11 protein-coding genes are annotated in these 14515 nt (G+C 52.1%); 7 read left to right on the forward strand and 4 right to left on the reverse strand.

The window, feature by feature from the left end; genetic code table 11:
• Window positions 1-2 precede the first annotated feature (2 nt).
• Together MKZ24_RS18995 and MKZ24_RS19000 are read left to right on the forward strand one after the other, a co-directional pair.
• Window positions 3-899, forward strand: coding sequence for a LysR family transcriptional regulator (locus tag MKZ24_RS18995; protein ID WP_340785499.1), 897 nt, complete (start codon window positions 3-5; stop codon window positions 897-899).
• Window positions 900-959: 60 nt separating this feature from the next.
• Window positions 960-1646 carry an MBL fold metallo-hydrolase gene (locus MKZ24_RS19000; RefSeq protein ID WP_042237061.1) on the forward strand — a complete coding sequence of 229 codons (687 nt, stop codon included), beginning with the start codon at window positions 960-962 and terminating at the stop codon, window positions 1644-1646.
• A gap of 1 nt (window position 1647) precedes the next feature.
• Here MKZ24_RS19000 and MKZ24_RS19005 read toward each other — a convergent pair whose 3' ends face one another.
• Complete coding sequence (locus MKZ24_RS19005) at window positions 1648-2100, reverse strand: AraC family transcriptional regulator (protein WP_042237058.1); 453 nt, start codon at window positions 2098-2100, stop codon at window positions 1648-1650.
• 224 nt (window positions 2101-2324) lie between these two features.
• Here MKZ24_RS19005 and htpG point away from each other — a divergent pair, with 224 nt between their 5' ends.
• Window positions 2325-4208, forward strand: a complete 1884-nt coding sequence (gene htpG, locus MKZ24_RS19010) for a molecular chaperone HtpG (RefSeq protein WP_042237056.1) — start codon at window positions 2325-2327, stop codon at window positions 4206-4208.
• 468 nt (window positions 4209-4676) lie between these two features.
• Here the strand turns inward: htpG and MKZ24_RS19015 are convergent, their stop codons facing one another.
• On the reverse strand, window positions 4677-5546 hold the full coding sequence (locus tag MKZ24_RS19015; protein WP_042237054.1) for a LysR family transcriptional regulator: 870 nt from the start codon (window positions 5544-5546) through the stop codon (window positions 4677-4679).
• A gap of 169 nt (window positions 5547-5715) precedes the next feature.
• Between MKZ24_RS19015 and MKZ24_RS19020 the strand changes: the two genes are divergently transcribed.
• From MKZ24_RS19020 to MKZ24_RS19030, 3 genes are all read left to right on the forward strand, one after another.
• Entirely contained in the window at window positions 5716-7455 is a 1740-nt protein-coding gene (locus MKZ24_RS19020; protein ID WP_340785504.1) for an ABC transporter ATP-binding protein, read from the forward strand.
• Window positions 7452-9191 (forward strand): ABC transporter ATP-binding protein, encoded by a 1740-nt coding sequence (locus MKZ24_RS19025; RefSeq protein WP_340785507.1) that lies wholly within the window; start codon window positions 7452-7454, stop codon window positions 9189-9191. The genes MKZ24_RS19020 and MKZ24_RS19025 overlap by 4 nt, the downstream gene beginning before the upstream one ends.
• Window positions 9192-9723: 532 nt before the next feature.
• A complete protein-coding gene (locus tag MKZ24_RS19030) occupies window positions 9724-10251 on the forward strand; it encodes a histidine phosphatase family protein (protein WP_340785509.1) in 528 nt (175 codons plus the stop codon).
• 194 nt (window positions 10252-10445) lie between these two features.
• Here the strand turns inward: MKZ24_RS19030 and MKZ24_RS19035 are convergent, their stop codons facing one another.
• The gene (locus tag MKZ24_RS19035; RefSeq protein ID WP_081956570.1) at window positions 10446-11312 is read right to left on the reverse strand and encodes an AraC family transcriptional regulator; all 867 of its coding nucleotides are present in this window, start codon (window positions 11310-11312) and stop codon (window positions 10446-10448) included.
• A 188-nt stretch (window positions 11313-11500) separates the two neighbouring features.
• Between MKZ24_RS19035 and MKZ24_RS19040 the strand changes: the two genes are divergently transcribed.
• Window positions 11501-13579: a beta-galactosidase gene (locus MKZ24_RS19040; RefSeq protein WP_340785511.1), complete on the forward strand. Its 2079-nt coding sequence runs from the start codon at window positions 11501-11503 to the stop codon at window positions 13577-13579.
• 254 nt (window positions 13580-13833) lie between these two features.
• Here MKZ24_RS19040 and MKZ24_RS19045 read toward each other — a convergent pair whose 3' ends face one another.
• The gene (locus tag MKZ24_RS19045) at window positions 13834-14463 is read right to left on the reverse strand and encodes an NUDIX hydrolase (protein WP_042237046.1); all 630 of its coding nucleotides are present in this window, start codon (window positions 14461-14463) and stop codon (window positions 13834-13836) included.
• Between the last annotated feature and the right edge of the window lie 52 nt (window positions 14464-14515).

Below are 14515 nucleotides of genomic sequence, written 5' to 3' on the forward strand. Positions count from 1 at the left end.
ATATGGACTTAACCTATATGCGGACCTTCCGCGAGGTTGCTAAGCGGCAGAGCTTCACCCGTGCGGCTGAAGAACTGGGCTATGCCCAGTCCAGTGTAACGATGCAGATTCAGAAGATCGAGAAGGAATACGGCGTACCGCTGATAGAGCGGCATGGCCGGGCCTTGCGTCTGACTCCGCCGGGGGAAGAGCTGCTGAAGCTGTTCGTGGAGATTCTTGATCTGTACGACCGCTCCAAAGAAACAATTGCCCAGCAGATTGGCGGCACACTGACGATCGGGACGATTGATTCACTTGCCGCCTTTTATTTGCCGCCGTTCCTGCAGCAGCTGCGGACCATGTTCCCCGGGCTGAACATTCATCTGCAAACGGAGCAGGAGGCCAATCTGGTCTCCAAAATCAGGGACGGCGAGGTCGATATTGGCCTCCTCCTGGACCGCAGCACAGTGGATACCCTGCTTGAGCGTACAATCATCCGGGAGGAGCCGCTCGTTCTCGTGGCGCCTGCCAGTCATCCGCTGGCAAGCCTGGCGCGGGTTACGCTGCAGGATCTCAACAACTGTGAGCTGATTGTCTCGGAGGAGAGCTGTATCTACCGCAGCCTGTTCGAGAACCTGCTCCGGGAGCACGGGATTGTGTTCCGGATCGGTTTTGAGCTGTCGAATCTGGAAGCGATCAAGCGCTGTGTGCGGAACGGCTTGGGCATCGCGCTGCTGCCGAGAATTGTGACTGAGGAGGAGATCGAGCGGGGGAATCTCGCCGAGCTGTCTTTTGCCCATCCGGAGATTCATTTCGATCTGCAACTCCTGCTCCATCCGAAGAAGTGGAAGTCGCTGCCGCTCCAGTCACTGATCCAGATGCTGCGTGAGGATGCGAAGGCTAAAGCCGCTGTACTGTGAGGGTGGAAGCCTGAGCAAGCGAAGTATGCAATGTTCTAATATAGACATGCGGAGGATCATATGAATATCATTGAGCTACCTATTCAGTTTGAGTATGAAGGACAGCCATATTACATTTACCCGAGCCTCATTGTATCCGGGGAAGAGTTAACCCTGGTCGATACCGGTTATCCCGCTTTCATGCCTTTGATAGAGAAGGAGATCCTGAGGCTGGGGTACGACCCCTTGAATCTGAAGAATATCATTATTACCCATTACGACGATGACCATATCGGCGCCTTGTATGAGTTCGTGGAGAAATACCCGTCCGTTACGGTCATCGCGAGCGAAGTGGAGAGCCCATCGATCTTAGGCCTGATGAAATCTGAGCGGCTGATCCAGGCAGAAGCTCTGCTAGTGGAGATGCCTGAAGAAGAACAGGCGTCCGGTGAAGAGTTTGTACAGCTATTGAAGAATTTGCGGCATGTTCCGGTGAATCAGACGGTCCGGGATGGAGAGTGCATTCTGGATGGTAAGTGTCAGGTCCTTGCCACCCCGGGGCATACGTCAGGTCATATTTCTTTGTATTTTCCGGCACTGGGCATTGTCATAACCGGGGATGCAGCAGTGAATGAGGGGAGTGCATTGGCTGTTGCGAATCCGCAGTATTGTATCGACCTGGAGAGTGCAGAGCAGTCGTTGAACCGGTTAAAAGCTCTTAACGCACAATCCTACTACTGCTACCATGGCGGAAAACTCAGCTTCTAACTTAGTGCACAGGAAAACACAACTGGCAAAGATGATTGCTGATCATATCACCTGTATATCTCTCCATGACCGGCCGCTGGTAATCGAGCAGATGTCCGCTGCTGTAGAGGGCGGGGAGGATCTCCGTCCATGCTTTTTGAACAGCCTCAGCGGTATGTTGTATAGTAACAACCGCATAGGTCCCGCCGGGAATTTCACCGTAGTGAATAGACTTATCCGCTGGGGCGTTCTCTGGCACGCTGATACAGGCATCATATCTGCAGTGTTCAGGCAGGGTGGTGTCCGGGTTGTCCTGGGGAATCCCGAAGAGGATGGCTGATCCGGTAAGCAGCTGGTGTGCACGTGCCCACTCCTTTAAGGCCTCCATAGCCTTACTGTTACCGGGACCATAGGGGCCTGTCTGGCGCATATAAGCAATACGTGTTGCTGGAAGCGTTTCGAGCTGGATTTTCATCGTTTCATTGTCCTTTCTTTCGCTGTAATGAGTACATTCCGAATGCTAACATGGACTAAAATAGAATTCATTTCTTTTTTGAGCGGAGCTCTATATGCAGCAAGATATTGACATCAAAAACGAGAATATGTTATATAAAAGGTAGTGTTAGCACTCAGGTGAGTGGAGTGCTAAACGATGATCCGCAATCCGAAGGTTATTTTTGAAAGGAGATTTATTTATTCATGGCCAAAAAAGAGTTTAAAGCCGAATCCAAAAGACTGCTGGAAATGATGATTAACTCCATTTATACGCAGCGGGAGATTTTTCTGCGGGAACTGATCTCCAATGCAAGCGATGCCATCGACAAAATCTATTACAAGGCACTGGCCGATGAAGGCCTGGTGTTCAATAAAGAGGATTACTACATTAAAGTGACCGCCGATAAGGCAAGCCGTACGTTAACCATTTCCGATACCGGAATCGGGATGACGCAGGAAGAGCTGGAGAACAATCTGGGGATTATCGCGAACAGCGGCTCGTTTGCTTTTAAGAAGGATAATGAAGCCAAGGACGGACACAACATCATCGGACAATTCGGGGTAGGTTTCTATTCCGCGTTCATGGTGGCTGACGATGTTACAGTGATCAGTAAAGCGCTGGGCAGCGACCAGGCGTTCAAATGGGAATCCCAGGGTGCGGACGGTTACACGATTGAGCCTTGTGAGAAGGATGCTGTCGGAACCGAAATCACGCTGAAGATCAAAGAGAACACCGAAGACGATAACTACGATGAGTTCCTGGAAGAGTACCGCCTGAAGTCGATCATCAAGAAATATTCGGACTTCATCCGCTTCCCGATCAAGATGGACATTACCGGCAGACAGCCCAAAGAAGGCGCTGAGAATGAGTTCGTCGATGTAACGGAAGAGCAGACGGTGAACAGCATGGTGCCGATCTGGCGCAAGAACAAAAACGAGCTGACGGAAGAAGACTACAACAACTTCTATGCGGAGAAACGCTACGGCTTCGACAAGCCGCTGAAGCATATCCATATCAGTGCCGACGGCGCTGTGGTCTATAACGCAATCCTGTTCATTCCGGAGAATACGCCATTCGATTACTACACCAAGGAATATGAAAAAGGCCTGGAGCTCTACTCCAACGGCGTACTGATTATGAACAAATGCGGGGATCTGCTGCCGGATTACTTCAGCTTCGTCAAAGGGATGGTGGATTCCGAGGATCTGTCGCTGAACATCTCCCGTGAGCTGCTGCAGCATGACCGCCAGCTGACGCTGATTGCGAAGAACATCAAGAGCAAGATCAAGAGCCAGCTCCTGAGCCTGCTGAAGGATGAGCGTGAGAAGTATGAGACGTTCTATAAATCTTTTGGCAGACAGCTGAAGTTCGGGGTCTACAATGACTATGGCATGGAAAAAGAAACGCTGCAGGACCTCCTGATGTTCCACTCCTCCAAGGAGAAGAAGCTGGTTACACTGGCTGAATATGTGGAAAGAATGCCGGAAGACCAGAAGTATATCTACTATGCCTCCGGTGAATCGGTGGAACGCATCGAGAAGCTGCCGCAGACAGAAATGGTGCTGGACAAGGGGTACGAAATCCTCTACTTCACCGACGATATCGATGAATTCGCAATCAAGATGATCATGTCCTACAAAGAGAAGGAATTCAAGAACGTCTCCAGCGGTGACTTAGGGATTGAAGAAAGTGCTGAGGATAAGCCTTCTGAAGCGGAAGAGAATGAGAACAAGGGATTGTTCGAAGCGATGCAGGGCATCCTGTCCGGCAAAGTAAAGGCAGTCAAAGCCTCGAAGCGGCTGAAATCCCATCCGGTCTGCCTGTCTACTGAAGGCGAGCTGACCATCGAGATGGAGAAAATCCTAAAGGCTATGCCTAACGGCGGCCAGGATGTACAAGCTGACAAGGTGCTGGAAATCAACATTCACCATGATGTCTTCAAATCGCTGAAGGCTGCTGCTGAAGGGGACAAGGAGAAGCTGGGTCTTTACACTAACCTCTTGTATAACCAGGCGCTCTTGATTGAAGGTCTGCAGGTTAACGATCCGGTGCAGTTCACGAACGATATTTGCAAAATCATGGTCTAAACCGGCGTTCGCACCGGCCAGAGGACCTGCGATACAAGAATACCCCGCTACTGGTGCAGACCAGTGCGGGGTATTTTTTTGTTGAAGGGTAGAGTTTATATAAAATCCTGCCCAAAATACAACAATTTCACTATAATCCCGGCTATATTTCAAGATTGTTGTATAAAGGCAGCATTTTTACTCCTCCGGGCCGATTAGCGGGACAAATCTTGTATTGCATACAACAATCTGTCTGAACACCCAGGTATCCAGGTAATCAAGTTGTAAGATGTACAACATTTAGTCCATGCGGTGTTGAAACGTCAGAATCTTGGGTTCTTCTAGCGTGATGGCAGGGTTAGAGGCGGCCTGAAGGACAGGGTGAAGGAAGCAGAGATTGGACATCCTTCAGAATGTCCGGGCCGGATAACTGCACTGCTGCCGGGAGCCGGAATGGTATGTTCTTGTTCAGGGTTCAGCGTTTGGCGTTTAGCGTACCTGGAAAGTCTCGATAAACTTGGTAGCTAGCGACGACAAATACTTGTCCTTGATCCAGACGGCGGCTACACGGGTATGCAACGCTTCGCACCGGATCTCCTTATAGATCAGGTTCCCGTGATTCGCCAGCTCAAAAGCAGATTTGGGAATTATCCCGATGCCAAGACCGGCGTTGGCCCAGAGCAGGGTCGTCCGCGCATCATCGTTCATGCAGAAAATTTGGGGTTCGAAGCCATGCTCCAGGCAGGTCTCACGAATAAGCTGCTCAAAGCGGCGGTAAATGATAAGCGGCTTATGCTGAAGCTCCCCGAGTGAAATAGCCGCCTCGCCGGAATTCCAATCATAATAAGAGGTCATAACGGCAATCATCGGCTCCGAATTGAGATACAGACATTCCAGATTGCTGGTATTAAAAGGAGTGCGGATAATGCCGATTTCGACGATGCCTTTGTTCAGCAGATCGATGATCATAAACGTATTGCCTTCATGGATTTCAAAAGTAACCCCCAGATAGTTCTTGTGGAATTCGCCCAGCCGGTCATGCAGCAGGGTGGCTCCGGAAGAGGAGACGGTGCCGATCGAGAGGCTGCCCTTCAGTCCTTTGGCAAAATCATTGATTTCTCTCGTGGTCGAATCCGTTAATTCAAGAATTTGCTGTGCCCGGTTACGCAAAATAATTCCTGCATCGGTTAACTGGATGCTGCGCGGACCGCGTTCAACCAGCTTGACCCCGAGCTCCTCCTCCAGCAGCTTCAGCTGCTGGCTGAGCGGGGGCTGGGCCATTTGCAGTTTCCTGGCAGCTGAGGTGATTTGACCTTCCTCGGCAATCGCAAGGAAATATTTCAATTGTCGGATATCCAAGTTATTACAGCCTCCCGTCCCGCGTCTTCAATCATATCCATATGAAGATCATATGGCAAAGATACGAAACCAATATTATTAATATGTAAGCAGGTATGACATAATCATAACGGGTCTTTTGTTTTTTTCAAGAGTGAATACATACTACGTAGGTTAGGTGAGGATTACTGTGTTCAAAATTGCTGTTTTTCTAAAGCCATACAGGAAAGAAGTGATCATCGGGCCGATCTTCAAGCTGCTGGAGGCAATTCTGGAGCTGCTGCTGCCGACGATTGTGGCCCTGATTATCAACAACGGGATTGGCAGGCAGGACAGTGCCTATGTCTACCGTATGGGCTCCCTGATGGTGCTGATGGCCATCCTCGGCTTCGGCTGCTCCATGATCTGCCAGTATTATGCAGCGCGGGCATCACAGGGCTTCGGCACATCGCTGCGCAACAAAATGTTCAAGCATATTTCATCGTTATCCTACGCAGAGCTTGATATTATAGGCACGCCATCACTGATCAACCGGATCACGAATGATGTCAATCAGCTCCAACTGGCCGTAGCCATGCTGATCCGGCTGGTTATCCGTGCGCCATTCATCTGCATCGGGGCGATCATCATGTCGATGATTCTGGATTTCCGGCTGTCGCTGATCCTGATTGCGGCTACACCGGTATTCGGAGTCATTCTGTATTTCATCATTACGCGCAGCTCGCCGCTCTACCGCAAATATCAGGTCAAGCTGGACCGTCTGGCGCTGGTGCTTAGCGAGAATCTGTCCGGTATCCGGGTCATCCGCGCTTTTGCCGAGAGCCGCCGCGAGAAGCAGCGCTTCAATGAAGCTTCCGAGGATTTGACACAGACCGCAATCCGGGTCGGACGGATATCCGCCTGGCTGGGCCCGATAACCACGCTGGTGGTTAACGCGGCGATTATCGCCATTCTGTGGGCAGGCGGCATTCATATCGATGCCGGGCGGCTGTCACAGGGGGAGATCATTGCATTCATCAACTATGTGACACAGATCCTGCTGGCGCTGATTGTGGTATCCAATCTCGTTATTCTGTTCACCAAAGCCTCGTCATCTGCCAACCGTGTCAACGAGGTACTGGCAATGACGGCAACGGTTGCCGAGGTTGCGGCAGACGCGCCGGCGGCCAAGCGTGATGATTCAGCGCCGGTGATCTCCTTCCGCAATGTTTCGTTCGGGTATAACACAACCGGTGAGCTTGCGCTGGAGAATATCACGGTCGACATTCACCGGGGGGAGACGGTCGGACTAATCGGCAGTACCGGCTCCGGTAAATCGACCTTCGTGAACCTCATTCCGCGGTTCTATGATGCAGTAGAGGGTGAAATTCTGGTGGAAGGTGTAAATGTGCGGCAGTACCGGCTGGAGCAGCTGCGGAGCAGGATTGGCATTGTGCCGCAGAAGGCCATGCTGTTCACCGGATCAATTGCCGATAACATCCGCTGGGGCAAGGCCTCTGCAACCCGGGATGAGATTATGTCTGCAGCAGCGGTGGCTCAGGCGGAAGAGTTCATTGCCAAGCTGCCGCAGGGACTGGATACTCTTGTCGCACGCGGAGGGCATAATTTGTCCGGAGGACAGAAGCAGCGGCTGACAATTGCCCGGGCGGTTGTAGGGCGTCCGCCTATACTCATCCTGGATGATTCCTCCAGTGCGCTGGATTTTGCCACGGATGCAGCTTTGCGCCGTGCACTGAACAAGAACAGCGGAGATAGGACGGTTCTGCTTGTATCCCAGCGGGTGAGTACCGTAAGACAGGCGGATCAGATTATTGTATTCGATGAAGGGCGGATTGCCGGTATCGGCAGGCATGAAGAATTGCTGAAGAGCTGCGGGGTCTATCAGGAAATCTGCATGTCCCAGCTCTCGAGCGAGGAGGCTGTACAATGAATAGCAGGGCGACCTGGAAACGGCTGTTTAGATATACAAGCCAATACCGGAAGATTACTATCGGGGCAGTCATCTGCGCCATTCTGAGTGTGATTGCCAGCCTGATCGGACCGCTGCTGATCGGCCGCGCGGTTGACCATATGATCGGGCCGGATCAGGTGGACTTCCCGGGGATTTTCCGCCTGCTGCTGATCCTGGGAGCCATATATCTGATTGGCAGCTTCTTCGGCTGGCTGCTCACTTACTATACGAACAAGCTGGCCTACCGGACAGTTTACGATCTCCGCCGCGAGCTGTTTGACAAGCTGGACGCACTGCCGCTGAAGTTTCATGATAATCATCCGCAAGGCGACAGCATCAGCCGGTTCGTGAACGATATGGATGCTGTCTCTGACGGGCTGCTGCAGGGCTTCTCCACGCTGCTGACGGGGATTGTGACCATTGCCGGGGCTATCGGGCTAATGCTCTATATCAGCCCTGTGATGACGCTGGTGGTGCTGCTGTCTGCACCGGCGACCTTCTTCGTCGCCCGTTTCATTACAATGCGTTCGCAGCAGATGTTCCGGGAGCAGGCCAAAATCCTCGGCGGGCTCAACGGTTATGTGGAAGAACTCGTTGGCGGACAAAAGGTAGTGCAGGCCTATCACTACGAGGACCGTTCTTTTGCAGGCTTCGCGGAGCGGAATAATGAGCTGTACAAGACAGGGATCAAATCACAGTTCTACGGCTCTCTGTCTAATCCGACTACACGTCTGGTGAACAACATCACCTTCTCGGTGATCGCGATGATAGGCAGTGCACTTGTGATCGGCGGACACTTCTCCGTCGGGGATCTGTCCAGCTTCCTGATCTACTCGAATCTGTTCGCGAAGCCGTTCAATGAGATTACAGGTGTCATTACCCAGCTGCAGTCGGCGACGGCATCGGCGCAGCGTATTTTCACCATTCTGGATCTGCCGCAGGAGACTCCGGATGCTCCGGGTGCTGTAGTGATGAAGGGAAGCCAGGGTACCATTACCTTCGACAAAGTGAGCTTTGCTTATACCCCGGAACGGCCGCTGATCAGGAACTTCAGTCTGGAAGTGAAGCCGGGCACGCGCGTGGCGATTGTCGGCCAGACCGGAGCGGGGAAGACCACACTGGTGAACCTGCTGATGCGCTTCTATGAAGTCGACAGCGGCACCATCCGGATTGATGGTACGGACATTACTTCGATTACCCGGGATAGTCTGCGGCGTAACTTCGGGATGGTGCTGCAGGATACCTGGCTGTACGGAGGTTCGATCCGCGATAATATCGCTTACGGTAAGCCGGAAGCAACGGAAGCGGAGGTCATTGCCGCCGCCAAAGCCGCGAATGCACACAGCTTCATCAAACGGCTGCCCGAGGGCTATAATACGAAAATAAGCGGCTCGGGAGATAATCTCTCTCAAGGCCAGAAGCAGCTGCTTACCATCGCCCGTGTGATGCTCGTCGATCCGCCGATGCTTATTCTGGATGAGGCTACGAGCAGTATTGATACGCTGACGGAGGTGCGGATTCAGAAGGCTTTTCTGGCGATGATCTCCGGCCGTACCAGCTTCGTGATTGCCCACCGGCTGTCCACGATCCGTGAGTCGGACCTGATTCTGTTCATGAAGGACGGAGATATTGTGGAGAGCGGAACGCATGAGGAGCTGCTGGGGAGCGGGGGCTATTACGCCCGTTTGTACAATAGCCAGTTTACGGCGGTTTAGATAGGGTGATATGCAGAAAGACAGCTGTGGTCAGGACCTCTTCGGAAGAGGCTGACTGCGCTGTCTTTTTTGCAGCGGGATAAACTGAACTTATTAGGAGATTTACATAAGAATGAGCTGTGACTTTGGTGATCCCTGGACTTCAGGCCGCTGATGGGTGTTGCTGTTGCCAAGATCCTTCGGTTAACTCTCTGATCGTGGTGGAGATCCGGCGAACCGGTGACTTTTAGATAATCCTGCACTAATTACAACATTCTCTTCATTACTTCGGCCCCAATTGGAAATTGTTGTATAAAAAGCAGGATTTAGCAACCACCGAGCGGCTGAGCGGGACAATTCTTGTATTTCGTATTTCGTACAACAATCCTCCTGAACACCCGGGTATTAAGAGATTAAAGTTGCAATTCGACCAACAATAGTGCCCCATGCAAAAGTGAGTAAGTAACTCAATCTGCTGTGCCACAGCTAACGAGAGATTTCGGTGATTTAAATTGCAGTGATCAATAGACGATAACAATGGAGGTTCATTCGAGTGGCAAAAATCGGTTTAATCAGGCATGGGATCACAGAATGGAATATCGCAGGAAGGGCTCAGGGACTGTCGGATATCCCGCTTAACGGGGAAGGCAGAGAGCAGGCGCTTAGACTTGCCGGACGGCTGAGTAAAGAACCGTGGGACCTCATGATTTCCAGCCATTTGTGCCGGGCTAGGGAGACTGCAGAGATTATTGCTGCAGCCTCAGGGATTGAGGAGCACCTGATTGACGAACGGATATGTGAAATGGATTGCGGACAGCTGGAAGGGCTGAATGAGGCAGAATGGTTCGCAAGATGGGGTCCGGACTGGCGCAGCCTAAAGCTCGGGATAGAGAAGGCAGAGGATGTATCACGCAGAGGAAAGCTTGTTCTAGAGGAGCTGTATACCCGCTATGGTGACAAAAAAATACTGGTTGTCAGCCACGGTGCCTTAATCGGCTTGACGCTCCAGCACCTGCTGCCGCAAGTTCACCACTACTTACATAAAGAATGCTTCGCTAACCCTGCTCACCAAAATCAATAATAACTGGGATTGCCTGCTGTACAACTGCGTGGAGCATTTGGCTGAAGTATTTGCGGGCTGAACTAATCCGTGAAAATAACTCCATCCTCCCAAGCACACCTTCGGGTCACAGATGAATTGGCTATTCTACATACGTTTGGGGGTTCTGGACGTCTTATGCAGTTGGCAAAATGGATGGAGCAAGAATACGTTGCTCACTCGTCACTCCCGTGCAGCCTGCTCCGCATCACCCCCGGAGTCACTCCGTGCGCCTTGCGGAAGACGCGGATGAAATAATTGGTGTCCATGCCAAGGTTGAGGGCGATATCCTGCACAGGACGCTCAGGGTCCTCGGTGATCATCTGCAGCGCGCGCTGCAGCCGCAGGTTCTGCAGATATTTATGCGGAGTCACGCCGTATTCCTGCAGGAACAGACGCTGGAAATGCTGGACAGAATAACCGACGGCAGCGGCCAGATTCGTAATCAGCAGCGGCTCCGTGAAATGCTCGTTGATCAGGCTGACGGCTTTATTCAGAGCTTCGTTGCGTACATTTTCGTTCTCCAGGCGGGTCGCTGTACCGGCGGAGCATTCGCTCCTGCGCAGCATCAGCAGCAGCCTGTAGAGGGTTACCGACAGATCCTGCATCGACTGCTCCTCCTGGCGGCCGGTGCTGTTTCCGTTTACCGTATGCCAGATTCCGCCGATCATATCCCAGCAATCCTCGAATCGTTCAGGATGGAACAGCGCAGACGGCAGCAGGCCGAGTCCCTCCAGCACAGTTGCTGACTGGCTTCCATGGAAGCCGATGAAACCTACATGCCACGGCTCATGTGACAGCGGATAATACTCGTGCCCGCGGTCGGGTGGAAAAGCATAGGCCATTCCCGGTGTCAGCACCGTCTCAGTGCCGTTCTCAAGGTCGCGGAACCGTCCGCTACCGCTGCGGATCAGGAATATCTGATGCACCGGGAATCCGGCCGGACGCACATGGTGATACTGGATATGGCGGCCGACCGAATAAGGGTATAAGGGGAACGCATTCAGGTCGCGCGGCATTTCGATCAGGGAGAAGGGGAGCATGTAAACACCTCATATTCATTTTGTGCTATGGAAACGCTATTATTATACTACCATTGGCAACTGATTATCCTTTATTATAAATAGTATAAATGGTTACAAGCTAAAGGGATAGAGCTGACGAAAAACTTATATCAGTGAAAAGTCTCATTCTAACATCGAACCCTATACGAGAGGATGAATGTAATAATATGAACAGCAAAGTTCCTGCAATCAGCAGCAAGGCTCCTGTAATGCTGCATGGTGCCGACTATAATCCCGAGCAATGGCTGAAATACCCTGAGGTGCTGAAAGAAGATATCCGGATGATGAAGCTGGCAGGCTGCAATGTAATGTCCGTGGGCATTTTCTCCTGGGTATCGCTGGAGCGTGAAGAAGGAGTATTCACCTTCGATTGGCTGGATCAGCTGCTGGATACTTTTAAGGATAATGGAATTTATGCCTTCCTAGCTACGCCAAGCGGAGCACGTCCGGCCTGGATGTCGGAGAAATATCCTGAAGTATTGCGGGTAGAACGGAACCGGGTGCGCAATTTGCATGGGGTCCGTCATAATCACTGCTTCACTTCACCGGTCTACCGTGAAAAAACCGCGCTGATGAACTCCAAGCTGGCTGAGCGTTACGCTCATCATCCGGCAGTCATCGGCTGGCATATTTCCAACGAATTCGGCGGCGAATGCCACTGTGATTACTGTCAGAATGCCTTCAGAGAGTGGCTTAAGGTTAAATACAAGGGAGATTTGGACGAGCTTAATCATGCCTGGTGGGCCACGTTCTGGAGCCATACGTACACCTCCTGGGAACAGATTGAATCCCCGGCTCCGCACGGAGAGACTCAGGTGCATGGTCTTAACCTGGACTGGCGCCGTTTCGTAAGTGACCAGACGATTAACTTCTGCCAGCATGAGATTGACTCGGTGCGCAGCTTCAATCCTGAACTGCCGGTGACGACCAACATGCATATGATCGACGGTATTGACTATCGTAACTTGGCGAAGATCCTTGATGTGGTCTCCTGGGATGCTTATCCGGACTGGGGGTATACCGAGGATGATGATGATGCCCGGCTGGCGGCCTGGACGGCGATGCATCACGATATGTACCGCAGCTTCAAAAAGAAACCGTTCCTGCTGATGGAAAGCACACCTTCGCTCACGAACTGGCAGATTGTCAGCAAGCTGAAGCGTCCGGGTATGCACAAGCTGTCCTCCCTGCAGGCGGTAGCCCATGGTTCGGACTCCGTACAATACTTCCAGTGGCGCAAAAGCCGCGGCTCCAGCGAGAAGTTCCACGGCGCAGTTGTCGATCACAGCGGACATGCGGAGACCCGTGTATTCAGAGATGTGGCTGAGGTTGGGCGTACGCTGGCAGGATTAACGGATGTAGTCGGTACAACCACTCCTGCCGAAACAGCCATCCTGTTCGACTGGGACAACCGCTGGGCGGTTAAGGATGCCCAGGGTATCCGCAATTCCGGGCTGAAATATGAAGAGACTGTGCTTCAGCATTACCGTGGATTGTGGGAGCTGGGGATTCCGGTGGATGTGGTCGGCTCCGGTGATGATCTGTCCGGCTACAAGCTGGTCATTGCGCCAATGCTATACTTGATCAGCGAAGAAAATGGCAAGCGGATTGAGAAGTACGTGGAGCAGGGCGGCACATTCCTGGCCACCTATTGGTCGGGAGTCGTAGGCGAGACGGACCTGTGCCACCTGGGCGGCTTCCCTGGACCGCTGCGCAGAACCCTGGGGATCTGGGCAGAAGAGACAGAAGGTCTGCACAGCCGCGATCTGAACGGCCTCGTGATGGACCCTGGCAACACCCTGAAGCTGACCGGAGACTATGATGCGCATGAAATCGCTGAGCTGATCCATCTGGAGGGTGCAGAAGCGCTGGGGCATTACCGCAGCGACTTCTACGCCGGACGTCCGGCACTGACCGTGAACAAGCTGGGGGCAGGCAAAGCCTATCATCTGGCCACACGGGTGAAGGACCCGCAGTTCTATGTAGATCTGTACGCCGCAATTACCGGCAAAGAACGCATCAGCCGCTCCCTGAACACCGAGCTTCCTACAGGAGTAACGGCTCAGCTGCGCAGTGACGGCGAGCATGATTATGTATTTGTGCAGAATTTCAGCGGCAGCGAGCAAGTGGTAACGCTGGATGGTCAGGAGTATACGGACCTCGAATCCGGTGCTGCTGCACCTGCAGAGCTGAAGCTGCCGGTCAACGGGCTGGTTATGCTGAAACGGCAAGCTGCTAAGTCATAAAGCAGGCTGAAAATATAAGCAATGAGTTCAAAAAGGCAGGACCCGCTAAAAATCGGGTTCTGCCTTTTTGAATGATATGATAAGCCTCCAAAATGCAGTGAAGCAGATGCTGTTTATCCACGTAATGCCAGGAATCAATTCGTTCGACGAAAAATAAATGTATTAAATCCATCTAAAGGATTTAGTTTGAGCATTACGCCTGACATTTTGCCGTGGAAGCAGCTGAGTAAGCAAATAGGTTTGAAATCTGGACGTCATTCCCTGCTGTAAAGAGCTTCGATTCCCTCAATCACCCGCAAATAGTAAGCTGGCTCATGCGGTACGAGCTGTGCGTGGTTTACCCGTTCATTAATTTCGGCCCATTCACTGTCATCGGTTACCCGGAAGCCTTGCACATGTAGAGTGCTGCTTGCCCCAGCGATGAAGCTGCGGAACTCGGCGAAGCGGGCCTGGACGATCCCTGCTACCTCTTCCTGCTGCAGCGAGAAGTCACTGAGAGCATAATTGTTCTCGTAAACAAAAACATTCGCCCGCTCCCGGTCCATAAACCCGGCTGTATCCATCTGGTAGGGGATAATTCCCAAAGGTTTTAATTCGTCAAAAGCAAGCCTAAGGCCCAGCTCCTCCTGTACCTCCCGGACCCCATCCTCCACCGTCTCATCAGCCATCAGATGGCCGGCGGCAGTGATATCGAGCAGTCCGGCATAATCTCTTTTGTGCCGGCTGCGCAGCTGGAGGTAAATCATCAGTCCATTGTCAGCCTGACGGACAAACCAGCAATGAAAGGTCTCGTGCCAGAGACCGTGGCGGTGTACCTCATCGCGGGGAGCGGTTCCGGTTCTATTACCTTGCTCATCAAATGTAGTTAGTATCTCTTCGGTCATACAGAAGCTCCTTCACCAATTGCGTCAAAGCAGGATGCGGAATGCAGCGGGT

It is taken from the genome of Paenibacillus sp. FSL R7-0297 (assembly GCF_038009025.1).
GTDB lineage: Bacteria > Bacillota > Bacilli > Paenibacillales > Paenibacillaceae > Paenibacillus_AQ.